Origin of the sequence: Rhodococcus sp. UNC23MFCrub1.1 (assembly GCF_000686025.1) — a bacterium.
Lineage (GTDB): Bacteria > Actinomycetota > Actinomycetes > Mycobacteriales > Mycobacteriaceae > Rhodococcoides.
Map to the genome: position 1 here is coordinate 560,542 of NZ_JMLQ01000002.1, position 19,862 is coordinate 580,403.

At 68.4% G+C, this 19,862-nt stretch carries 23 protein-coding genes; 11 read left to right on the top strand and 12 right to left on the bottom strand.

Features of this window, described 5'->3' with window-relative positions; all coding sequences use genetic code 11:
* Positions 1-11: 11 nt before the first annotated feature.
* A complete protein-coding gene (locus BR07_RS23765; RefSeq protein ID WP_037184888.1) occupies positions 12-692 on the top strand; it encodes a DUF998 domain-containing protein in 681 nt (226 codons plus the stop codon).
* Here BR07_RS23765 and BR07_RS23770 read toward each other — a convergent pair.
* The 3 genes from BR07_RS23770 to BR07_RS0107530 are packed head-to-tail and all read right to left on the bottom strand — an operon-like array spanning position 654 to position 3,883.
* The gene (locus tag BR07_RS23770; RefSeq protein ID WP_051613145.1) at positions 654-2,342 is read right to left on the bottom strand and encodes an alpha/beta hydrolase; all 1,689 of its coding nucleotides are present in this window, start codon (positions 2,340-2,342) and stop codon (positions 654-656) included. The genes BR07_RS23765 and BR07_RS23770 overlap by 39 nt on opposite strands.
* A 9-nt stretch (positions 2,343-2,351) precedes the next feature.
* Positions 2,352-2,801, bottom strand: a complete 450-nt coding sequence (locus BR07_RS0107525; RefSeq protein ID WP_051613146.1) for an SRPBCC family protein — start codon at positions 2,799-2,801, stop codon at positions 2,352-2,354.
* 41 nt (positions 2,802-2,842) lie between these two features.
* Complete coding sequence (locus BR07_RS0107530) at positions 2,843-3,883, bottom strand: ferredoxin--NADP reductase (protein ID WP_231476244.1); 1,041 nt, start codon at positions 3,881-3,883, stop codon at positions 2,843-2,845.
* Between the two features lie 113 nt (positions 3,884-3,996).
* Between BR07_RS0107530 and BR07_RS23775 the strand changes: the two genes are divergently transcribed.
* Genes BR07_RS23775 through BR07_RS0107560 form a run of 6 tightly spaced genes read left to right on the top strand, consistent with a single transcriptional unit; the run spans position 3,997 to position 10,237 of the window.
* Entirely contained in the window at positions 3,997-5,067 is a 1,071-nt protein-coding gene (locus BR07_RS23775) for an alpha/beta hydrolase fold domain-containing protein (protein ID WP_051613147.1), read from the top strand.
* On the top strand, positions 5,067-5,936 hold the full coding sequence (locus BR07_RS0107540; protein ID WP_037184892.1) for an SDR family NAD(P)-dependent oxidoreductase: 870 nt from the start codon (positions 5,067-5,069) through the stop codon (positions 5,934-5,936). The genes BR07_RS23775 and BR07_RS0107540 overlap by 1 nt, the downstream gene beginning before the upstream one ends.
* A gap of 2 nt (positions 5,937-5,938) precedes the next feature.
* Positions 5,939-6,859, top strand: coding sequence for a hypothetical protein (locus BR07_RS0107545; protein WP_027504905.1), 921 nt, complete (start codon positions 5,939-5,941; stop codon positions 6,857-6,859).
* Complete coding sequence (locus BR07_RS0107550) at positions 6,856-8,349, top strand: flavin-containing monooxygenase (protein ID WP_027504906.1); 1,494 nt, start codon at positions 6,856-6,858, stop codon at positions 8,347-8,349. The genes BR07_RS0107545 and BR07_RS0107550 overlap by 4 nt, the downstream gene beginning before the upstream one ends.
* A gap of 44 nt (positions 8,350-8,393) precedes the next feature.
* Entirely contained in the window at positions 8,394-9,152 is a 759-nt protein-coding gene (locus tag BR07_RS0107555) for a MerR family transcriptional regulator (protein WP_027504907.1), read from the top strand.
* A 35-nt stretch (positions 9,153-9,187) separates the two neighbouring features.
* The gene (locus tag BR07_RS0107560; RefSeq protein WP_027504908.1) at positions 9,188-10,237 is read left to right on the top strand and encodes an SMP-30/gluconolactonase/LRE family protein; all 1,050 of its coding nucleotides are present in this window, start codon (positions 9,188-9,190) and stop codon (positions 10,235-10,237) included.
* Positions 10,238-10,409: 172 nt separating this feature from the next.
* On the opposite strand, the gene BR07_RS0107565 is transcribed toward BR07_RS0107560, so the two are convergent.
* Both BR07_RS0107565 and BR07_RS23780 read right to left on the bottom strand, forming a co-directional pair.
* A complete protein-coding gene (locus tag BR07_RS0107565) occupies positions 10,410-10,736 on the bottom strand; it encodes a hypothetical protein (protein WP_027504909.1) in 327 nt (108 codons plus the stop codon).
* 12 nt (positions 10,737-10,748) lie between these two features.
* Positions 10,749-11,195 (bottom strand): DUF3558 domain-containing protein, encoded by a 447-nt coding sequence (locus BR07_RS23780; protein WP_051613148.1) that lies wholly within the window; start codon positions 11,193-11,195, stop codon positions 10,749-10,751.
* A 251-nt stretch (positions 11,196-11,446) separates the two neighbouring features.
* On the opposite strand from BR07_RS23780, the gene BR07_RS0107575 reads away from it, so the two are divergent.
* Complete coding sequence (locus BR07_RS0107575) at positions 11,447-11,881, top strand: hypothetical protein (protein ID WP_155956962.1); 435 nt, start codon at positions 11,447-11,449, stop codon at positions 11,879-11,881.
* A 1-nt stretch (position 11,882) separates the two neighbouring features.
* Here the strand turns inward: BR07_RS0107575 and BR07_RS0107580 are convergent, their stop codons facing one another.
* Complete coding sequence (locus BR07_RS0107580; RefSeq protein ID WP_037184900.1) at positions 11,883-12,536, bottom strand: NUDIX hydrolase; 654 nt, start codon at positions 12,534-12,536, stop codon at positions 11,883-11,885.
* 61 nt (positions 12,537-12,597) lie between these two features.
* Here BR07_RS0107580 and BR07_RS0107585 point away from each other — a divergent pair, with 61 nt between their 5' ends.
* Both BR07_RS0107585 and BR07_RS0107590 read left to right on the top strand, forming a co-directional pair.
* Complete coding sequence (locus tag BR07_RS0107585; protein ID WP_027504912.1) at positions 12,598-13,521, top strand: ADP-ribosylglycohydrolase family protein; 924 nt, start codon at positions 12,598-12,600, stop codon at positions 13,519-13,521.
* The gene (locus BR07_RS0107590; RefSeq protein WP_027504913.1) at positions 13,518-14,027 is read left to right on the top strand and encodes an O-acetyl-ADP-ribose deacetylase; all 510 of its coding nucleotides are present in this window, start codon (positions 13,518-13,520) and stop codon (positions 14,025-14,027) included. Before BR07_RS0107585 ends, BR07_RS0107590 begins: the two co-directional genes overlap by 4 nt.
* Positions 14,028-14,031: 4 nt before the next feature.
* Here BR07_RS0107590 and BR07_RS0107595 read toward each other — a convergent pair whose 3' ends face one another.
* From BR07_RS0107595 to BR07_RS0107610, 4 genes are read right to left on the bottom strand one after another with little or no spacing between them, the layout of a single operon-like run.
* Positions 14,032-14,457: a DoxX family protein gene (locus tag BR07_RS0107595; RefSeq protein ID WP_027504914.1), complete on the bottom strand. Its 426-nt coding sequence runs from the start codon at positions 14,455-14,457 to the stop codon at positions 14,032-14,034.
* Between the two features lie 10 nt (positions 14,458-14,467).
* Positions 14,468-14,713 carry a hypothetical protein gene (locus BR07_RS0107600; RefSeq protein WP_027504915.1) on the bottom strand — a complete coding sequence of 82 codons (246 nt, stop codon included), beginning with the start codon at positions 14,711-14,713 and terminating at the stop codon, positions 14,468-14,470.
* A gap of 30 nt (positions 14,714-14,743) precedes the next feature.
* Positions 14,744-15,760 (bottom strand): agmatine deiminase family protein, encoded by a 1,017-nt coding sequence (locus tag BR07_RS0107605; RefSeq protein WP_027504916.1) that lies wholly within the window; start codon positions 15,758-15,760, stop codon positions 14,744-14,746.
* A complete protein-coding gene (locus BR07_RS0107610) occupies positions 15,757-16,698 on the bottom strand; it encodes a nitrilase-related carbon-nitrogen hydrolase (protein ID WP_027504917.1) in 942 nt (313 codons plus the stop codon). The genes BR07_RS0107605 and BR07_RS0107610 overlap by 4 nt, the downstream gene beginning before the upstream one ends.
* Before the next feature lie 82 nt (positions 16,699-16,780).
* Here BR07_RS0107610 and BR07_RS0107615 point away from each other — a divergent pair, with 82 nt between their 5' ends.
* A complete protein-coding gene (locus BR07_RS0107615; RefSeq protein WP_027504918.1) occupies positions 16,781-17,383 on the top strand; it encodes a TetR/AcrR family transcriptional regulator C-terminal domain-containing protein in 603 nt (200 codons plus the stop codon).
* Positions 17,384-17,423: 40 nt separating this feature from the next.
* Here the strand turns inward: BR07_RS0107615 and BR07_RS0107620 are convergent, their stop codons facing one another.
* Together BR07_RS0107620 and BR07_RS0107625 are read right to left on the bottom strand one after the other, a co-directional pair.
* Positions 17,424-18,947, bottom strand: a complete 1,524-nt coding sequence (locus tag BR07_RS0107620) for an APC family permease (protein ID WP_027504919.1) — start codon at positions 18,945-18,947, stop codon at positions 17,424-17,426.
* Positions 18,944-19,849, bottom strand: a complete 906-nt coding sequence (locus BR07_RS0107625) for a universal stress protein (protein ID WP_027504920.1) — start codon at positions 19,847-19,849, stop codon at positions 18,944-18,946. Before BR07_RS0107625 ends, BR07_RS0107620 begins: the two co-directional genes overlap by 4 nt.
* Between the last annotated feature and the right edge of the window lie 13 nt (positions 19,850-19,862).

The window sequence follows — 19,862 nt, forward strand, 5'->3', positions numbered from 1 at the left end:
GAAAGGACCCTGTGCAGACCCGCCTCGCCTCCCTCGGGCTTCTCTTCATCCTGCTCGGCGCCGCGACGGTCGTCGTCCTCGACGTCGTCACCGCACTCGGGTCGCCCGCCCATCTGCGCCGCACCATCAGCGAGTACGGGCTGGGCGCGCAGCAATGGGTGTTCACGGCCGGGGTGCTGCTCCTCGCCGTCGGATCCGGCGCCGTTCTCGTCGCTGCCGTCCGGCAGTCGTTGCTGCGCGCGTCGTCGGTCGCCGCGGTGGCGATGACACTGTGGACGGTGGGACTCGTCGCCGTGGTCGCGGTTCCCAAGCAGGACTGGAGCAACGACGCGACGCTCGGACTCGGCGGCGCGGTGCACCGCGCGGGCGCCGCGGTCGCGTTCGTCAGTATCCCGGTGGCAGTGATCGCCCTCGCCGCGCCGTGGATCCGGTCGAGCGAGTGGGCCCGTCACGCCCGACGGACGTTCGTGCTGGGTGTGCTGTCCGTCGTGGCCATCACGCCCATCGGGTACGCGTTGCTCGTCGGCATGACCACCTCGACACCGTGGTACCGCGTCGTCACCCTCGGCCACGTCGAACGGATCCTCGTCGTCGTGGAGGTGATCGCGCTGATCTCGCTCGCGTGGTGGGTCCGCGCGAGCGCGCTCAGGGAGTCACCGCATCGCGTCGGTGACGCGGTCCACCAGCTCTGAGTCGTCGACGTTCAGAATGGGCGCCCACATGGAGGCCGCATCGGCGCCGTAGGCGTGACCGTGGCCTTCCGGCACCTCGGCGGCGAGCGCCATGTCGAGCGTCACCTGCCAGAAGGTGACCAGAGGGATCCACGTCATCCCCTTGTCGACGTCGACGCCGCGCGGTTCCCGGAGCCAGTCCGGCTTGCCGAACAGCAGGTCGAACGACCACCAGACGATCGGATCGCTGGGGTGCTGCCAGTACACGATGCGCGGGCTCTCCCAGTCCACCAGACCGGGTGCGTCGAGATCGGACGGCTCCGCGGCGAAGCGGACGTTCTGCCCGCCGTAGATCACGGGCAGGATCTCGGGGCTGCCCGGGTCCCGTGAGTCGGTGACACGCGACCACTGCTCGGAGAAGTTGGGCGTCCCCACCCACAGCGCGCCGTCGGTGCGAGCCAGCATGTCCTGCACTCCGGAGAAGGCGTCCTGGCCGCCGTACGACCCGAGCGATTCACCGAAGGTGAGGAGCTTCGGGCGATCGCTCTCGGGACGGTCCTGCACGCGCTGGTAGACGGCCTCGAAGACGGCGCGGCCCGCGATGAGCGGGGTGTCGCGATCGGCGAGGAACGCCAACGGACTGGGCAGGTACGAGTACTGGACCGCCGCGATCGCCGTGTCGCCGCCGGCGAGGTACTCGAGTGAGGACGCGACGGACGCGTTGACCCACCCTCGACCGGTGGTCGTCGCGATCGCCAGGTACTCGCGATCGAAGGCGCCGGTTCGGTCCAGTTCGGCGACGAGTCGGTCGGCGAGCGAGTCGACGGTGTCCCGGCCGAGGCCGAGCCCGTCGGCGTCGACGGACTTGCGTCCCGCATAGACCCGGATCGGGGTGAGGGCGGGCCGTCCCGTCACGGATGCGATCTCGCCCGACGTCGGGCCGCCCGCGACGAAGGTGCGCCCCTCGCGGCCCAAGGTGTCCCACTCCTCCTTCGACTCGGGCGAGCCCGAGCGTTCGGGAGCCGACGGTCGTTCCACGCCCTCGGCGCTCCCGGTGTCGGCCGCAGCGGCGGACCCGTTGGAGATGCGTGAGATCCCGGTGGCAAGGAGCCCCTCGACGGCGAACACCAGCACCACACCGACGGCGACGACGGCGAGACCGCGCGAGACGGGCGGCGGGAGAACACGACCGATCAGTGCGATGAGAAGGTCGGTGACGCGGCGGATCCCACGAGCCAGCGTGATCACCAGGACGACGACGATCGCGGCGACGACGAAGACTCCGGCGTAGTCCCACGACTGGCTGGGTTCGATGCCCACGAGTTCGCGGGAGATGTTCTGCCACCACGCCCCGAGGACGAGGAACAGCGGGAGCACGACGACTGCGGCGGCGGCGATCGCGTACCAGCCCCACCGCCTCGGTCGTTCGGGCCACTCGCGAGTGAGCTCCATCCGCCGGACGCCCCACACGACGAGAACGCCGACGCCGTAACCGCACGCGACCGAGAGGCCCGTGGCGACGGCCTGCAGGTACCACGGTCGGGGGAGAAGCGACGGGGACATCGACCAGCAGTAGAAGACCAGTCCGACGACGAGGCCGATCGGCTCGAAGCGGGAACACCACCGCCACAGTGCGGTGGCGATGCGTCCTCGCTGGTCCTTCGTGGTCACCGGGTGAGTCTAGGTGCTGCGCGGCGACTCCAACCGGGAGCGCAGGGTCCGATCGGTGACGGAGATCCCCTGGTTGATGAAGGGTTCGACTACCTTCGCGAGTGCCTTGCCCGTGAACCCGCCGGGGAACTCGTAGCGGAACTCGACGTCGGCGACGCAGTGTCCGTCGTCCACGGGGGTGACCACCCAGCGAGAACTGGTCTCGAAACCCTTCACCGACGACAACGCGATGACGGAACCGTCGACCCACTCGACGATGTCCACCGTGGAGTGCAGAGCTTTGGGTCCCAGCTTCATCTCGGCGTCGAAGCGGTCACCGGTGCCGCGCGACACCGGTCCGACGGGGACGAACGAGGTGACGCCGAACATCCAGTCCGGCACGTTCTCGTACGAGGACAGGTAGTCGAAGGTCGCCGACGCCGGTGCGGCGATCTCGACGTGCTTGGTGATGACGGGCATGAGGTCTCCTGGTGCGGCTGTGGTGTCAGGGATTCGGTCGGTCAGTCGATGCGGATGGTGAGAGCGTCGGACACGGGCACCGACTGGCAGGCCAGGCGCACTCCCCGGTCGAGCTCGTACTGATCCAGCGTGTCGTTGACGCGCATGTGCACGTCACCGCTGACGAGAGTGAACGCGCAGGCGCCGCAGTTGCCCTCGCGGCACACGAACGGGGCGTCGATTCCCTCGGCGAGCATGGCGTCGAGCAGCACGGTGCCGGGTGCGCAGTGGAACGAGTGATCGTCGCCCTCGACCTCCGCGGACACGGGAACGCCCGTGGCCGAGGACGTCTCGACGAGGGTGGTGTGGAACGGGTCGGTGGTGATCGACGTGAACACCTCACGGTGGATGTTCTCGGGCGACACCCCCGCCGCGAGGAGCCCCTGCTGCGCCACCTCCATGAACGGCCCCGGCCCGCAGAGGTACGCGTCGGCGTCGGCGATGCCGGAGACGGCGTCGGTGAGACCGGTGGCAGTGGGCAGGCCCGACGCCGACTCGTGCCAGTGCCGCACCGTGAGGCGGTCCGGATGCTGCTGCTGCAGATCGTCGAGGGTGGCGGCGAACATGACCGAGTCCGGATCTCTGTTCGCGTAGAACAACACGACCCGTCCGTCGTGCGACGCTAACGCGGTCTTCAGGATGGACATCACGGGCGTGATGCCGCTGCCGGCGGCGACCAGGACGAGCGGGCGATCCCATCGCGCGGGAACGAAGGTGCCCGCGGGAGCCAGTGTCGTCAGTGCGGATCCTGCCGTCGCGGTGTCGCACAACCAGGTGGACCCGAGGCCGCCCGCGGTGCGCTTGACGGAGATCGCGGGGCGCTCGCCGGTGTCGGGACTGCTCGACAACGAGTAGCACCGTGCGGCGGAACCGCCGTCGCTCAGAGGAATTTCGACCGTGAGGAACTGGCCCGGGCGGTAGCGCAGAGCCTCGCCGTCGGCGGTGGACAGGACCAACGTCACCGCGTCCGCCGTCTCGCGGATCACCTCGTCGACCTGCAGTCGGAGTGTGCGGACGGCGGTGTCCGCGGAGTCGATCGCCACGATGTCTTCCCCTCGTCGGCCGGGTGTGTCCGGCACTCCGGACTACACCGAAGATTGTTTCATTGAACTATAGGCCATTGACAAATGGCACAGTCATCCGTGACGCTTCCGGCATGACATCGACGCGTCCGATCCCCGAGCGGGGGTCCCTGCGGTCCCGCGCCGCGGCCCGAGCCACGCAGTCGACGTTGCGACCCATCGCGTCCCGGCTGCCGTTCGGACGCGGCGGCGAACGCGTCGCCCGCGTCCTCGTCGAGGTGGCCATGCGTGCCTGCGGCGGAATCGCACCCGGCACGGTCGTCCGCACCGTGCGCGAGGACGGTGTGGTCGGGGAGTGGGTCGACGCCCGGGCAGGCCGGAGGCCGGTCGAAGATGGGGCAGGCCGGAGGCCGGTCGAGGGTGGGGACGGCCGGAGGCCGGTCGAGGGTGGGGCGGATCGCACGCCGGTCGAGGGTGGGGACGGTTCCGTGGACACCGCCGGCCCGATCCTCTATCTGCACGGCAGCGCGTACGCGATCTGTTCCGCACGGACGCACCGCGGCCTGGCGTCGCGTCTCTCCCGCGCGACGCAGCGTCCGGTCTTCGTGGTCGACTACCGACTCGCCCCCGAGTTCCCTTTCCCCGCCGCAGCCGACGACGTCGAGCGGGCGTACCGCTGGCTGCTGTCGAGCGGCCACGCACCCGAGTCGGTCGTCGTGGCCGGTGACTCGGCGGGCGGTCACCTCGCGCTGGACCTGGTGCTGGACAACGCCCGACGATCGGTTCCGCAGCCTGGTGCGGTCCTCCTGTTCTCGCCGTTGATCGATCTGACCTTCACCCTCGCGCAGAACCGGGAGCGCATCCGTCGCGACCCGATGATCTCCGCAGCGGCGGCGCGGGCACTCACCGCGCTCTACACACGCGGCGAGGATCCCGACGGGCGGCGCCTACGACTCGCGGTCGAGGCGGGAACGGCACTGCCGCACTTCGTGGTTCAGGCCGGCGGTGCGGAGATGCTCGTTGCCGACGCCGAGCACCTGCGCGATCTGGTGGTCGATGCCGGTGGCACCTGCTCGCTCGAGATCTGGCCCGACCAGATGCACGTGTTCCAGGCTCTGCCGCGCATCAGCCCGGAAGCGGACCGGGCACTCGCCCGCGCCGCACATGCCCTGACAGCCCTCCATCGAACAGAGACGAGACACTGATGTTCTCTCGATCCAGACCACGCCTGACCCACGGGGCGGACGCCGTGGTCACCGGCGCCGGCAGTGGCATCGGCCGCGCCTTCGCGCTCGAGATCGCCCGCCGCGGTGGCCGCGTCGTCTGCGCGGACATCTCGCTCGAACGCGCCGAGGAGACGGTGCGGATGCTCGACGGCCCCGGCTTCGCCGTCCAGTGCGACGTCGCCGTGCAGTCGCAGGTCGAGGATCTCGCGCTGTTCGCCGAACTCGAGTTCGGTGGCGCGCCGACGCTCGTGATCAACAACGCCGGCGTCGGTATCGGTGGCAAGCCGGTGGGCGACATCGGGTTCGAGGACTGGAACTGGGCGCTCGGCATCAACCTGTGGGGAGTGGTCCACGGCTGCGAGACGTTCGTTCCGCTGCTCCGTACCGCGGGTCGCGGCGGCATCATCAACGTGGCTTCCGCCGCGGGATTCGCGGCGGCACCGACGATGGGGCCGTACAACGTCGGCAAGGCGGGCGTCATGTCGCTGTCCGAGACTCTGGCGGCGGAACTGTCCGGGTCGGGTGTCCACGTGACCGTGCTGTGCCCGACCTTCGTCAAGACCAACGTCGCGGTCGACGGTCGCATCACCGAGCGCTCCACGGAACTCGCGCAGAAGTTGATGCGGTGGACCGGCTTCTCACCCGAGCGGATCGCCGCCACCACGCTCGACGCGCACGACAGGAACCGCCTCTACGTCGTGCCCCAGCTCGACGCGAAAGCCATCTGGCTGACGAAACGGCTCCTCCCCACCCTCTATACCCGCGGAGCAGGGCTGCTCGACCGCCTGCTCCCCGGCGAGCCCGCCCCACAGTCCCTTCCCGCTGTTTCCGCCTCGACAGGAGTATGACGATGGCCTTCGACTTCGACGCCATGCTGGACAAGATCAAGGACCGCCAGTGGTCCCTCGCGGACATCGACTGGGACGCCCCCGGCGCCGAGATGATCCCGCCCGAGCAGCATGCCAAGCTCAAGCCGTTCCTGTCCGACCTCATGTGGATCGAGAACGTCGGTGCGCGCGGATTCGCCGCGATGGCACGCAAGGCGCCCACCGAGACGCTGCGCGAGATCTACCGTTACTTCCACGCGGAGGAGCAGAAGCACGCGAATGCCGAACTGGCACTGATGCGTCGGTGGGGCATGCTCGAGAACGACGAGATCCCGCAGCCGAACGTCAACGTCAAGCTGATCATCGACTGGCTCGACAAGTACTCGGATCAGACGCCGCTCGCCGTGCTGGGCACCGTCATCCCGATGCTCGAGGTCGCGCTCGACGGTGCGCTGGTCAAGTTCATCGTCGACGAGATCGACGACCCGGTCTGCCAGGAAGTGTTCAAGCGCATCAACGCCGACGAGTCGCGGCACCTCGCCGTCGACTTCGAGGTCATCGATCTGCTGGGGCACGCGAAGATGCGCCGCATTCTCGTCGAGACGATCGGCGCCTGGATGCATCCGTCGCTCATCATCGGCACCCTGCGGTACATCCCACTGCTGAACAAGATGCGGGACAACATCGTCGAGATGGGTGTCGACGAGGAGCGCCTCTACACCGCGATGAAGCGCTTCAAGAAGGTGGGCGAACGCAGCGAGTTCCCGAAGCGTCTGCCGATGTACCGCTTCATCAGCTGGCACGGGAGCGTCGTCATCAACCGCGACCACCCGTACCACAAGTTCGCCGACTCGATGGTGACGCTGACGGCCAAGTACCCGAAGCGGCTGCTGCGCCCGCAGCCCACGTGGTCCAAGGAACTCACGTACGAGCCCGTCGCATGACCGAGATTCTCTCCACCGCCGTCATCGGAGGCGGATTTGCCGGCATCGGTGCCGCGATCCGGCTGCAGCAACGGGGGATTCGCGACATCGCCATCCTCGAACGCGGCACACGTGCCGGTGGGACCTGGCGTGACAACACGTATCCCGGTGCAGCCTGCGACATTCCGTCCCGCCTGTACTCGTACAGCTTCGCCCCCAATCCGGACTGGTCGCACACCTACTCCGGGAGTGCGGAGATCCTGGGCTACATCGACTCGATGGTCGAGAAGTTCGAGCTGAGCCGCTACCTCCGGTTCGGTCACACCGTCGTGGACGTCACCTGGCACGAGTCCCGGTCGCTCTGGGAGATCTCGGTCCAGGATCGGGAACCCGTCCTCGCCCGCACCGTCGTGATGGCGTCGGGACCGCTGGCGAACGTCAGCCTGCCCAAGATCCGCGGCGTCGAGACCTTCGCGGGAGCGAAGATCCACAGCGCCCGGTGGGACCACGACTACGACTTCGCCGGCAAGAAGGTCGCCGTCGTCGGCACCGGAGCCAGCGGCGTGCAGATCGTTCCCGAGCTGGTGAAGGTCGCCGAGTCGGTCAAGGTCTTTCAGCGCACGCCGGGATGGGTGCTGCCCCGCACCAACTTCCGCACCCGCGGACTGACTCGCGAGATCTACCGCCGCGTGCCCTTCAGTCAGAGCGTCGCGCGCAAGGCCTGGTTCTGGGGCCACGAGTCGGTCGCCCTCGGGGTCGTCTGGAACTCGCCGCTCACCCGCGTGGTGGAGGGAGTGTCGAAGCTGCACCTCCGCAGTCAGGTTCCGGATCCGTGGTTGCGGCGCCAGCTCACGCCGGAGTTCCGCGCCGGGTGCAAGCGCCTGCTGATGACCAGCAAGTACTACCCGGCGCTGCAGAAGGACAACTGCACGCTCGTCACCTGGCCCATCGCACAGATCTCCGAGAAGGGAATCCGCACGGTCGAGGGAGTCGAGCATCAGTTCGACGCGATCGTCTTCGCCACCGGGTTCGACGTCTCCAAGACCGGGTCGCCGATCCCCATCACCGGGCGCGACGGGCGCGTCCTCGCCGACGAGTGGAGCCGGGGAGCGCACGCCTACAAGTCGATCGCGGTGTCCGGGTACCCGAACATGTACTTCACGTTCGGGCCCAACTCCGGACCCGGCCACAGCTCCGCCCTGGTCTACATGGAGGCGCAGATCGACTACCTGGTCGATGCCATCGCCACCGCCGTGAACCAGAACTTCGTGCTCGACGTCCGCGCCTCGGTGCAGGCCGAGTACAACGCGGACCTGCAGCAGCGGCTGACCAAGACGACGTGGAACTCGGGGTGCTCGAGCTGGTACCTGACGGAGGACGGTTTCAACGCCACGATGTTCCCGGGCTTCGCCACGCAGTACGTCAAGCAGCTCGAGACGGTGCTGTTGCCGGACTACTCGGTGACGGCGGCAGCGACGGCACCGGTCGACGAGGTCGTCGCCGCGGTGTGACCGAGCGTTAGTCTGGAGGTCCGGCCGAGTAGAGGAGTGAGTCGATGACCGAGTACCGCATCGACGAACTGGCTCATGCCGCGGGTACGACCTCGCGCAACGTCCGGGCCTACCGTGAACGTGGACTGCTCCCGCCCCCGCGCAAGCGGGGGCGGGTCGGCATTTACGACGACTCGCACCTCGCCCGGCTGCGACTGATCGACATCCTGCTCCAGCGCGGCTACACGACCACACACATCAGCGACTTCATCGACGGCTGGGAGAGCGGCAAGGACCTCACCGAGGTTCTCGGTCTGCAGCGCGCCCTCACCGAGCCGTGGTCGACGACCGGCGAGGTGCAGTCGGTCTCCGTCGACGAGGCGCGGGAGATGCTCGGCGACCCCGACGGCGTCCAGCTGTCCAGGCTCGTGGAGTACGGACTCGCCCGCATCGACGGCGACCGATGCACGTTCACCGATCCGAAGCTGTTGCAGGGCTTCACCTCCCTCGCGACCTACGGCTTCGGAATCCGCGAGGTCATGGACATCCACGAACGGCTCCATGCGGCCGTCGACGGAATGTCCAAGGACATGATCTCGACTGTGAAGAGTCACATCGTCGACCGCTACGGCGAGGGCTGGATTCCCGAGGGTGACGACGTCCTCCGGGCCACCGAGATGTTGCAGATCATGCGCACTCTCGCAGTCGATTCCGTGCATTCGTTGCTCGGCCGCACACTCGACCGCAACCTGCAGGAGCAGCTCGGCGAGTACCTCGAGGTCGCCATCGACAACACCTCTCGTTCGGACCGTCACACAGCCTGACCTCGCTTTTCGGACCAATGGGGCATGGTGGAGTCATGAACCGCACCAGACTGTCCGCCGCTGTCGCCCTCGCCGGCGCCACCGCCCTCGTTCTGACCAGTTGCTCGTCGTCGAGCGAGGAGGGGCAGGCGACGCCGGCGTCCTCCAGCGCTGCTCCGTCGTCGTCCAGCACTGCTCCGTCGTCGTCGGCGTCGAGTACGTCCTCGGGCGCCGCCTCGAACGCCACCGTCTACACGTTGCCGGGAACCGGCGTGTTCCCCGAGGGCATCACCGCCGACGACGACACCTTCTACGTCTCGTCGACCTCCGACGGCGCCATCTTCCGCGGCACGGTCGGCAACACCACCGTCGAACCGTTCCTGCCCGGTGGACAGGACGGTCGCACCGGCGCGGCGGGACTGGACGTCGACGGGGACGACGACGACGAGAACACCCTTGTCGTGGCGGGCGGTGCGACCGGCACCGTCTGGATCTACGACGCCGAGTCCGGCGCACTGCGCGGGAAGTTCACCAACGGGCTCGGGCAGGACGCCACCTTCCTCAACGACGTCGTCATCGCCGACAACGGCGACGCCTTCATCACCGACTCGCGCAACCCCACGCTGTGGCGCATCCCGGCGAACGCCACCGGTGAGGGCCAGTTGGAGCCGTTCGTCGACTTCACCGGATCCCCGTTCGCGTACGGCGAGGGCTTCAACGCCAACGGCATCGTCGAGGCGGACGACGACAACGCATTGGTGATCGTGCAGTCCAGCACCGGCAACCTGTACCGCGTGGCCCGCGACTCGAAGGCCGTCACGCAGGTGGACCTCGGCGGCGCGACACTTCAGAACGGCGACGGCATGGAGATGGAGGACGACACGCTCTACGTGGTTCGCAACCGCGACAGCCTCATCGCCACAGTCGATCTCGACGACGACGGCAACCGTGGGCGGGTGACCGGTGAGATCACCGACCCCAGCTTCGCCTACCCCACCACCGTCGCCAACGTCGACGATCAGCTGCTGGTGGTCAACAGCCAATTCGACAAGCGCGGTGGCACTCCGGTGGAGCCCTTCACCGTGGTCGGTGTGCCTGAGCGGTAGGGGTCGGGCTTGGGGTGTGCGCTGGTTGCGTGTGGTGCGGTCGGTCGGTCGGTCGGTGCGTGCACGCCGGTGGTTGGCGGCTCGTGGCGGTGGTGTGCACGGGTTGTGTGGTGCTCACACCCCTTTCCGCCGGCGGAGCGTGGTGTGGGCTGCTGGAAGTAGTGCGGGTCGGTCAGCGAGGGCCGGTGTTGGCGATGCGGGACGTCGAGTCGTCCTCCGTTTCCTGGTACCCGCGACCCGTTTCGAGGAAGGCCTCGCGGAGTTTGGTGACGGCGTTAATGTGGGCCGCGAGCAGGGAGCTCAGTGAACCCTCCGGGCCGTGGGTGAGGTCGGAGTACTTGCGCTCCAACGCGAGTCCGGAGGGCAGAGTTCCAAAACCACCGCGGACGTTCATACTGCTCGCAAGATGCGCGACGGAAGTCAGACCGTCGATGTAGTCGTCACACGCTGACGCGCACCGTGCCGCTTGCTCTGGCGTTGTCTCGAGCTCAGCCGTCATGGCTAGTCCTTGTCATGTCGGTAGATAAGAGGACAACACGTTGCTCGACCCGAGTGCGGCAACGCATGGATCGGTCTCCGCTGCGTGGGTGAGCTTCGTGTCGATGAGGATCGCGATTGTGCCGCGTTTCCAGTCGAATGCCACCACGCAACTGCGCGACGGGTCAGCATTCTCGGCGAGTCGGAAAGACACGGCGGCGGTGCGACCCGCGACGTCGACCTCACGGAGTTCTGTGTAGGTCGGATTGCTCCGGAACTCGTCGAGCGTGCGGGTTGTGGCTTGAACGTCCAGGAAGAATGAATCGCCCGCCCACGCGCAGGACTTCCATTGGCCCGAATTCAGTGGGCCACCGTCGTCCTTCGTCGCCGGATCTGCCCCCGCCGCCCGGATGGCCTCGTCGGGTACCACGGTGCAGGGGTCGAAGAGTTCCATCGCGACCGGCTCGGCGGTGCCGCTCACCCCACCGCACCCGGTGAGTGACGCGACGACTGCCGCGACAGCGAGTACCCCACAGTTCCTGCGCACACGTCGTTGGACGCACGCTCCGCTCCTGCGGTTCCGTGCTCCCACTGCACACAACGGTGTCCCCACGGGCACATCCGACCATCCGGAACCGTTCTGTGTGCAGAAATGCGCGCCGGGAACCGAGCGGGTGGTTGCGGCGTCGAACGCTGTACCGCGCCACGGCGGACGATCGGAAGGCCTTCACCATGCACTCGACCACTCTGCCCGTTCCTTCCAGCGGTATCGGAAGTCTGACCAACGCAACATCATTGGCCGTGCTCGTCGCGTTCGCGACCCAGTGTGCGGTGGCGTGTGTCGCCGCGATCGCGGGATTCGGCGCCGTCGTCGTCAGTGCCCTCGCTGCCTTCGCGAGTGCGGACGAGTCGCCTGGCGCGATGTTCGTGGGCTCACTCGCCGATGCGTGGGCGTTCGTTCTCGTCGTCGCTGCGGTGGGGCACGGGGTGCTCGCGACGATGATCGTGCAACGCCGACGTTCGGCACGCGTCGTCGTGACGGCAGTGGCCCTCGTGTGGGCGGTGGCGCTGGTGCACTCCCCGATGGTGTGGCCGTTGGTGGTGGTGCAGGCGGGTTCTGCGCTGGCGTGGTGGATCCCGACGCCACGGCGCCCGACCCCCAACTGACTCACACGAGCAGCGCGGCGATGGACCCGGCAAACGTCTCGTCGGGCCTGCGTTCGTAGAGCTCGGCGGGGCGTCCGCCCGCAGCCGACGTGGTGGCGCCCGTACCGACCAGCGCCCCGATCACATGACGGCGGAAGGTGTCCTTGCGCAGCGAGCGGTCGAACACGGTCTCGTACAGGGTGCGCAGATCGAGCAGCGTGAAGGTGGTCCCCAGCAGGTGCGACGGATCAGGACGGGTGAGGTAGCGAGACCGCAGGTCGCCCACGGCGGCCGACACCATGTCGGCATGGTCGAAGGCCATCGGTTCCACAGGCCGATCCGCCTCGACGGCCAGGAGATCGGTGCCGGAAGGCAGGGAGTCGGTGGGCGCCTCCGCGCAGTGCGCCATCGACAGGACCCATCCTCGATCGTCGCGGTCGGGAGCGTCGAACATCCGGATCTGATGGAACTCGACGCCGTCGATGCCGGCCTTGGTGCTCAACGCGCGCCTCGCCGCATCGGCGAGTGTCTCGCCCGGATGCAGGAATGTGCCGGGAAGTGCAGCTCCCCAGGGTGATTCCACCGTCACCACGTTCAGCGTTCCGCCGTGGACGGTGAGAACGGCGACGTCGACAGCGACGGACGGTCGTGGGTACGTCGTCAGATCGGAGGGCATGGGTTGCAGCTTAGCGCAGTGGTGCGTTATGGTTAGCGCACAAACGAGCAAAGGGGACGACATGAAGCTGACCGACGAACAGAAGAACCGCGCCGAGGGCGTCGTGCTCGGCACCGCAGCCGGTGACGCACTGGGCGCCGGATACGAGTTCGGCTACCCGACGCCCGAGACGGTGATCGACATGATCGGCGGCGGCACCTTCGACTGGGCGCCCGGCGAGTGGACGGACGACACGTCGATGGCCCTCTGCATCGCCGAGGCGCTGGTGGAGGGCCGGGGACTCGACGGCGTCGCGGCGAACTTCGTGGCCTGGATCGACACGAACCCGGCGGACGTCGGTATCCAGACGCGCACGGTGTTGTCCCGGCGCAGCAGGTCGGCTACCGAGATGACCGCCGTCGCCGCAGGACTGTCCGGCAGGACAGGTGGCAACGGTTCGCTGATGAGAACTGCCCCGGTGGCGCTGGCGTATCTCGACGACCCGGATCAGCTCTCGGTGGCCGCTGCGCAGATCAGCGCCCTGACGCACAGTGATCCGCAGGCGGGGGAGGCATGCCAGATCTGGAGTGCCGGCATCCGGCACGCCGTCCTGCACGGCACCTACGACGGCATCTCGCTGTACCTCGACGCGGCGGAGCCGTCGGTGCGCGACACCTGGGCGCCGTTGCTCGACGCCGCGGAGAAGGGGCGCCCGTCGGACTTCGACAGGAACGGGTGGGTGGTGCACGCGCTGCAGACGGCCTGGTCGGCCATCACGGCCACCGAGGAGAACGAGGACCAGCTGACAGCGGCGCTGGAGGCGTGTGTCCGCGCGGGCGGCGACACCGACACCACCGCGGCCATCGCCGGTGGGCTTCTCGGCGCACGCTGGGGCGCCTCGGTGATCCCCGAGGCGTGGACCACGATCCTGCACGGGTACCCCGGACGACGAGCCGCGGACCTCGCGGATCTGGGACGTCGCCTCGCAGAAGGAGCAGCAGCATGAGTGTCATCGATGTGGTCACCGGAGACATCACCACCGTGCGCGCGGACGTGATCGTCAATGCCGCCAACTCGACCCTCCTCGGTGGAGGTGGGGTGGACGGCGCCATCCACCGCGCAGGCGGACGAGAGATCCTCGACGCCTGCAAGATTCTGCGGGCGACGACCCTCCCGAACGGACTCGACACGGGTGCCGCCGTCGCGACGCCCGCAGGCCGTCTGCCGGCGAGGTGGGTCGTCCACACAGTGGGGCCGCGGTACTCGGCCCGCGAGGACCGCTCGCCGATCCTGCGCGCAGCGTACGAGCGCTCCCTTCTCCTGGCTCACTCGCTCGGAGCATCCTCGATCGCGTTCCCGCTCATCTCGGGCGGTGCGTACGGATGGCCGGTGGAGCTGGCGGTCGCCGAACAGGTGCGCGCGGTGACGTCGGCGCCCATGTCCGTTGATCTCGTGACCCTGGTCGCCTACTCGGCCGAGGTGCACCGCATGACGACGCGGGCCGTCGGCTGACCGGTCATCGCCGACGTGCTCGCCACGCCGACCAGGCGCCGGTGGCCCACAGAGCCCAGATCACCAGCGATGGCTGGAACAGCAGCCGGATACCTCGTGCCCGATCGGTGTCCAGCCCGAAAGCGTCTGTGTGCGTGACGAACTGAGAGATGTTGCCCGGGAACACGGCGACGAAGAACAGCGCCGTGACCCACCCCACCGCCACCCGGTACCGCGTCAGGGCGACGAGAGCCAGGCCCAGCACCACCTCGACGACACCCGATGCGACCACCACGAGATCGGTGTCGAGCGGCATCCACGTCGGTACCTGCGCGGCGAACTCCTGCCGGGCCCAGAACAGGTGGCTCAGTCCGGCGAACACCAGGAACGCGCCGAGGACGAGCCGCCCGACGATACGAGGCACGGTCGCAGGGGCAGGGCGCGTGGTCATGCCTGCCACCCTACGAGGCGCCGCGCTGCCGGTCCGGTCGGCCGAGAACGCGGCCCAGCTCCTCGTGGGCGTAGACCCTGTTCTCGCAGTAGACGGCGCCGCCGACGCACTCCTCGTCGTCGCAGTCGCAGAACCTGTACGGCTCCGCGTTCCAGCGGCTGCCGTACTGCGACCCCGGCTCCGCGACGAGTGCGGCGACCTCGCGCACCGTCCTCTGCTCGCTGCGTCTGCGCTGCCCCCGGCGATGTCCGCCCATGTCCGTCCCCCCGTTGTCGGTGGCGTCACGCTAGGGGAGGGGTACGACAGGCGCCGGCTGATGTTGAGTGATGCAGTGGATGCCGCCGCCGCGGGCGAACAGCGGCCGGGCGTCGACGCTCACGACGCGTCGGCCGGGATAGGCCTCGGACAGGATGCGCACCGCCTCGTCGTCGTTCGGATCGTCGAAGCGGCAGGCGATGACCCCGCCATTGACCACGTAGTGGTTGATGTAGCTGTAGTCGACGACGCCCTCGTCGTCCCGCAGCACGGTCGGTGCGGGAACCGGAACGACACGGAGTCCCTCCCGGGTGAGGAGATCCATGACGTCGCGGCTGATCTCGTGGTCCGGATGCGTGGGGTCGCGCTGGTCGTGCACGAGGGCGACGCCCGGCGTCGGCATCGCGGCGACGATGTCCACGTGGCCGCGGGTGCCGTAGGTCTCCGAGTCCCGAGTCAGGCCGCGCGGCAACCAGATCGCGCGATCGACACCGAGAGTGCGGGACAGCTCCGCCTCGACGTCCTGCTTCGACCAGGTGGGGTTGCGTCCGCTGTCGAGCTGCACCGTGTCGGTGAGGAGGACGGTTCCGGCGCCGTCGGCCTGGATGCCGCCGCCCTCGTTGACCATGTCGGACGCGACGACCGGAACGCCGGCCGCCCGCGCCACCAGTGCACCGATCCGGGCGTCGTTCTCCCACGTCGCCCACTCCTGCGCGCCCCACCCGTTGAAGACCCAGTCCACCGCGCCGACGGTTCCGTCGTCCGAGACCACGAAGGTCGGCCCGATGTCGCGCATCCACGCGTCGTCGAGAGGTGCCTCGAGGATCGTGATGCCCGATCCCAGGTACTCCGCGGCGACGCGGGCCTCACGGGGATCCACCAGGACGGTCACCGGCTCGAACTCGGCCACGGCGCGGGCGACGGCGGCCCACGTCGTGCGAGCCTCGTGGCGCTCCTCCTCGGTGTCGCCGAGCGAGTAACCAGGGCTGGGGAACGCCATCCAGGTGCGCTCGTGCGGTTCGCCCTCGGCGGGCATGCGCCACGTCACCGGGTACCCGCCACGGGCTGGGTGAGGGTGCCGTACGTGTCCGGACGTCGGGTGTCGAGGAACGGGAACAGCGTCAGCCAGTCGCCACGCTGGTCGAGGTCGAGATCGGCGACCAGGACGGCCGAGCGGTCGCGGGGAGCCGACACGAGAACGCGGCCGTACGGGTCGGAGATGAACGAGGAACCGTAGAACGTGATGGCGCCCTCGTCACCGTGGCGGTTGGGTACCACCATGAACGTGCCGTTGGCGATGCCGTTGCCGACGATGACCTGCTGCCAGAGAGGTTGGGTGTCGAAGTCGGGATGATCCGGCTCCGAGCCGATGGCCGTCGGATAGACCAGGACCTCCGCGCCGGCCACCGAGTAGGCCCGCGCGACCTCGGGGAACCACTCGTCCCAGCACGTCGGCATTCCCAGTGCGAGGTCCGCCGCACGGTGCACGGGGTACGGGTCGTCGGCAGGTCCGGGGCGGAAGTACGTGTCCTCGTGGTAGCCGGCGGTGACGGGAATGTGCAGTTTCCGAGTCCGGGCCGTCACCTCGCCGTCGGGCGAGACCAGGACGGCGGTGTTGTACCCGAGGCCGTCGCCGACGGTGTCGTCGCGTTCGTACAGCGACGCGTGCACGACGATGCCGTGACGCGCGGCGACCTCGGCGGCGAAGGTGACCGTCGGCCCGGTGGCCAGGTCCTCCGCGCTGCGGGCGGGGTTCTCGCCGCCCGGCACGAACGCCGGATAGCGGCTGAGGGTCAGCTCCGGGAGGAAGACGATGCGAGCGCCTTCACCTGCCGCAGTGGCGATCCCGTCCTCCAGTTCGGCGCGCACCACGCTCGGATCCTCGTGCCACCGATGCTGCACCAGCGCCACTCGTACCGGTGGGCGGCCGGTCTCGCGCGTGCGGGCGGGCGACGGCGGAGGGGTGGTGGCGGTGATGGTCAGCATCGGGTGTCCTCGTCCGTAAAACGAATGTGATTCGTTAAGTATGGTGTGACGACGGCCCGAACGCAAGAGGAAGGAGCCGGCGATGCCGCGTCCGTCGACACGGTTGCTGTCCACCGACCTGATCACCGATGCCGCACTCGCGCTGGTCGATCGGCACGGCGACTTCACGATGCCGGGACTCGCCGAGCGGCTGGCGGTGCGGCCGTCGTCGTTGTACAACCACGTGGCGGGGCGGGCCGAGATCGTGGAATTGATGCGTACGCGCATGATGGCGGGCATCGAGATCCCGGCCGACTCCCGCGACTGGAGTGAGGCGGTCTCCCGCATCGCGCAGGAGTACCGCCGCCACTACGCCCGACATCCGCGCGCCATCCCGCTGTTCACGGCGCACACGGTGCGCTCCGCCGTGGCGTTCGACATGTACAACGCGTTGGCGACGGCCCTGTCCGACGGCGGCTTCGCGCCCGCCGAGGTGCTGCACGCGATCACCGCCGTCGACAGTTTCGTCCTGGGGTCAGCGCTCGATCTCGCAGCGCCCGAACAGGTCTGGGCCTCGGCCGACGAAGCGAACGACGCCATGCGCGCGGCGCTGGAGACCTCGGGCGCCGGCCGCGCGGACGCGGCGTTCGAGTTCGGGCTCGCAGCGCTCATCGCGGGGCTGCAGGCACGCTCGCCCCGCAGCTGACGAGCCCCGCAGCTGACGAGCCTCTCAGCTGAAGAGCCTCTCAGCCCACCAGGTCGGCTTCGTCCTTCAAAGCCTCGGTGTCGACGGTGAGCGTCTCGCCGCGGAAGAACGCCGGCGTCACGAAGCGCATGACCATCATGAGAACTGCACCCACGATGAGGATGCCGAAGCCCAGGAAGAACACCAGTCCGATGCCGCCGATCTCGGCGCCGCTGCCGTTCTCCGGGTCCATGCTCTCCTCGACCGAGACGACGAACACCGCCAACAGGACCAGGCCACCGAGCAACGGGAAGATCAACCGGAACACCGTGTTCCGAACGCTGGCGAACAGGGTTCGGCGGAAGTGCCACACACAGGCGAATGCGGTGATGCCGTAGTACCAGCAGATCATGATGCCCAGTGCCGCGATGGTGTCGATCAAGGTGTTCTCCGACAGGAAGGTCACCGCTGTGTAGAAGACCGCGGTGATCACACCGGCCGCGACGGTGGCGGCGGAGGGGACGAGGAACCGCGGGCTCACCTCGGCGAGCTTCTTGGGGAAGGCGCCGTAAGCCGCCATCGCGAGCGACGTCCGCGCCGCCGGCAGGAACGTGGTCTGCAGGCTGGCGATCGAGGAGACGAAGACCGCGAGGTAGAGCAGCATGCCGCCCCAGCTGCCGAGTACCGGATCGGCCAGGGCACCGAAGACGTTCTCCGCGTTGTCGGGATTGCCGAGCCCCAGGCCCTCCTCGCCGACACCGGCGTACATCATCGCCGCGACCGCGACGAGCAGGTAGGTCAGCAGGATGGTCGCGACGCACAGCAGCCCCGCGCGCCCCGGTGTCTTCGTGGGGTTCTTGGACTCCTCGCCCAGCGTCAGGCACGTGTCCCATCCCCAGAACGCGAAGATCGAGCCGGTGACGCCGATGACGAAGGCGCCCATGGTGAGTCCGCTGAACGGATCGAACCAGCCGACGTCGAACGACAACCCGGCCGGTGCGTCCCCCGCGCCGACGTGGACCAGCGCGACGACGGCGAACGCGATCAACAGCACCATCTGGAAGCCGACGAGCGCGAACTGGAGCTTCTCGCTCGTCGTGATCCCCCGGCTGGCCACCCACGTGGCGAGAGCGATGAACACGACCGTCGTACCGACGTTGACCAGTTTGTTGCCCGGCAGGTCGGCGATGGAGGGAGTGTCGAACAGCTTCGCGATGAACAAATAGAAGAACTGCACGGCGATGGCCGCGAGGTTGGAGAGCACGATGATGGTCGCGATGACCATGCCCCAGCCGCACATCCAGCCCACGTAGGGCCCGAAGGCCTTGGTGGACCAGGTGAACGAGGCGCCGCAGTCGGGTGAGTCGGAGTTCAACTCCCGGTACGCGTAGGCGGTGAGGAACATGGGGATGAACCCGGCGATGAAGATGGCCGGCATCTTCAGGCCCACCGCGGCGACGATCAACCCGATGCTGGCGGTGAGCGTGTATCCGGGTGCGACGGACGAGATGCCGAGAACGGCGCCGGACAACGTGCCGATCCGTCCGACGGCCAGTCCCTTGGACGACGTGAGTTCACTGCTCATCGGGAAGCCTCCGTCGGATCGGTGCTGCTGGGCATGTCGGAACGGAACTCGGTGCTGGGCACCACCACCATGGGAACGGGCAGTGCCCGCAACATCTTCGACGCGGTCGAGCCGAGGAACAGGCGGCGCGGTTGTGCCAGTCGGCTGGACCCGACGACGACCACGTCGCCGTCCTCCCACGTCAGACCGGACACCGCGGCCTCGACCGTCGAGCCGTCGGCAACCGAGGACGTCACCGTCAGACTCTCGGGCAGACCGGACCGGGCGGCGTCGAGCATCTGCTGTGCGTGGTCGATGGCGCGCGCCTCTCGGTCCGGGTCGCGCAGGGACTCGACGTCGGAGGTGTCGTCGAGCGGAACGAGCGAGAGCAGTCGCAGCGACGTGTGCATCCGCTCGCACGACCGGACCGCGGTGCGTAGCACGAGGTCGGCGCCCGTGCGGGTGCCCATGGCACACGTCACGTCGCGGATCCGGTCGGCTGTCGACGTGCGATACCCGAACGGCGCCAGGGCCAACGGGATCGGGGCGGAGTGCAGCAGCTCGGTCGACACGGTGCCCAGAGTGTGGCGTCCGAGCAGGCCGTCCTTGGCGCCACCGACGACGATGGCGTCCGACCCGAGCCGCGCCGCCTCGTCCATGAGGCCGGACGAGAACGACTCCGAGAAGCTCAGATGCACCGCGGTCTCGATGTCGTCGGGCACCGACGCGGCTGCCTGGTCGAGCCACGCCCGGCCGCGCTGGGCGAGCAGTTCGGCGAACCTGGCCTCGGCCGGGACGGCGCGGTCGGGCGGCACCACCATGCAGATGTCCAACGCCGCACCCAGACTGCGGGCCAGCTGCACACCCAGGACGAGCCCGTCCTCTCCTGTGGGAGTGGCGAGATAACCGACGATCAACCGCATGGTGCGTCCCTTC

Bases quoted from the DNA above. Each gene is read 5' to 3' on its own strand.
- BR07_RS0107540 (WP_037184892.1), top strand. From the start codon at position 5,067: ATGTTCTCTCGATCCAGACCACGCCTGACCCACGGGGCGGACGCCGTG.
- BR07_RS0107610 (WP_027504917.1), bottom strand. From the start codon at position 16,698: ATGCTGACCATCACCGCCACCACCCCTCCGCCGTCGCCCGCCCGCACG.
- BR07_RS0107625 (WP_027504920.1), bottom strand. From the start codon at position 19,849: ATGCGGTTGATCGTCGGTTATCTCGCCACTCCCACAGGAGAGGACGGG.
- BR07_RS0107585 (WP_027504912.1), top strand. From the start codon at position 12,598: ATGAAGCTGACCGACGAACAGAAGAACCGCGCCGAGGGCGTCGTGCTC.
- BR07_RS23775 (WP_051613147.1), top strand. From the start codon at position 3,997: ATGACATCGACGCGTCCGATCCCCGAGCGGGGGTCCCTGCGGTCCCGC.
- BR07_RS0107575 (WP_155956962.1), top strand. From the start codon at position 11,447: ATGCACTCGACCACTCTGCCCGTTCCTTCCAGCGGTATCGGAAGTCTG.
- BR07_RS0107555 (WP_027504907.1), top strand. From the start codon at position 8,394: ATGACCGAGTACCGCATCGACGAACTGGCTCATGCCGCGGGTACGACC.
- BR07_RS0107600 (WP_027504915.1), bottom strand. From the start codon at position 14,713: ATGGGCGGACATCGCCGGGGGCAGCGCAGACGCAGCGAGCAGAGGACG.
- BR07_RS0107620 (WP_027504919.1), bottom strand. From the start codon at position 18,947: ATGAGCAGTGAACTCACGTCGTCCAAGGGACTGGCCGTCGGACGGATC.
- BR07_RS0107525 (WP_051613146.1), bottom strand. From the start codon at position 2,801: ATGCCCGTCATCACCAAGCACGTCGAGATCGCCGCACCGGCGTCGGCG.
- BR07_RS0107615 (WP_027504918.1), top strand. From the start codon at position 16,781: ATGCCGCGTCCGTCGACACGGTTGCTGTCCACCGACCTGATCACCGAT.
- BR07_RS0107580 (WP_037184900.1), bottom strand. From the start codon at position 12,536: ATGCCCTCCGATCTGACGACGTACCCACGACCGTCCGTCGCTGTCGAC.
- BR07_RS0107560 (WP_027504908.1), top strand. From the start codon at position 9,188: ATGAACCGCACCAGACTGTCCGCCGCTGTCGCCCTCGCCGGCGCCACC.
- BR07_RS0107565 (WP_027504909.1), bottom strand. From the start codon at position 10,736: ATGACGGCTGAGCTCGAGACAACGCCAGAGCAAGCGGCACGGTGCGCG.
- BR07_RS0107545 (WP_027504905.1), top strand. From the start codon at position 5,939: ATGGCCTTCGACTTCGACGCCATGCTGGACAAGATCAAGGACCGCCAG.
- BR07_RS0107595 (WP_027504914.1), bottom strand. From the start codon at position 14,457: ATGACCACGCGCCCTGCCCCTGCGACCGTGCCTCGTATCGTCGGGCGG.
- BR07_RS0107590 (WP_027504913.1), top strand. From the start codon at position 13,518: ATGAGTGTCATCGATGTGGTCACCGGAGACATCACCACCGTGCGCGCG.
- BR07_RS0107550 (WP_027504906.1), top strand. From the start codon at position 6,856: ATGACCGAGATTCTCTCCACCGCCGTCATCGGAGGCGGATTTGCCGGC.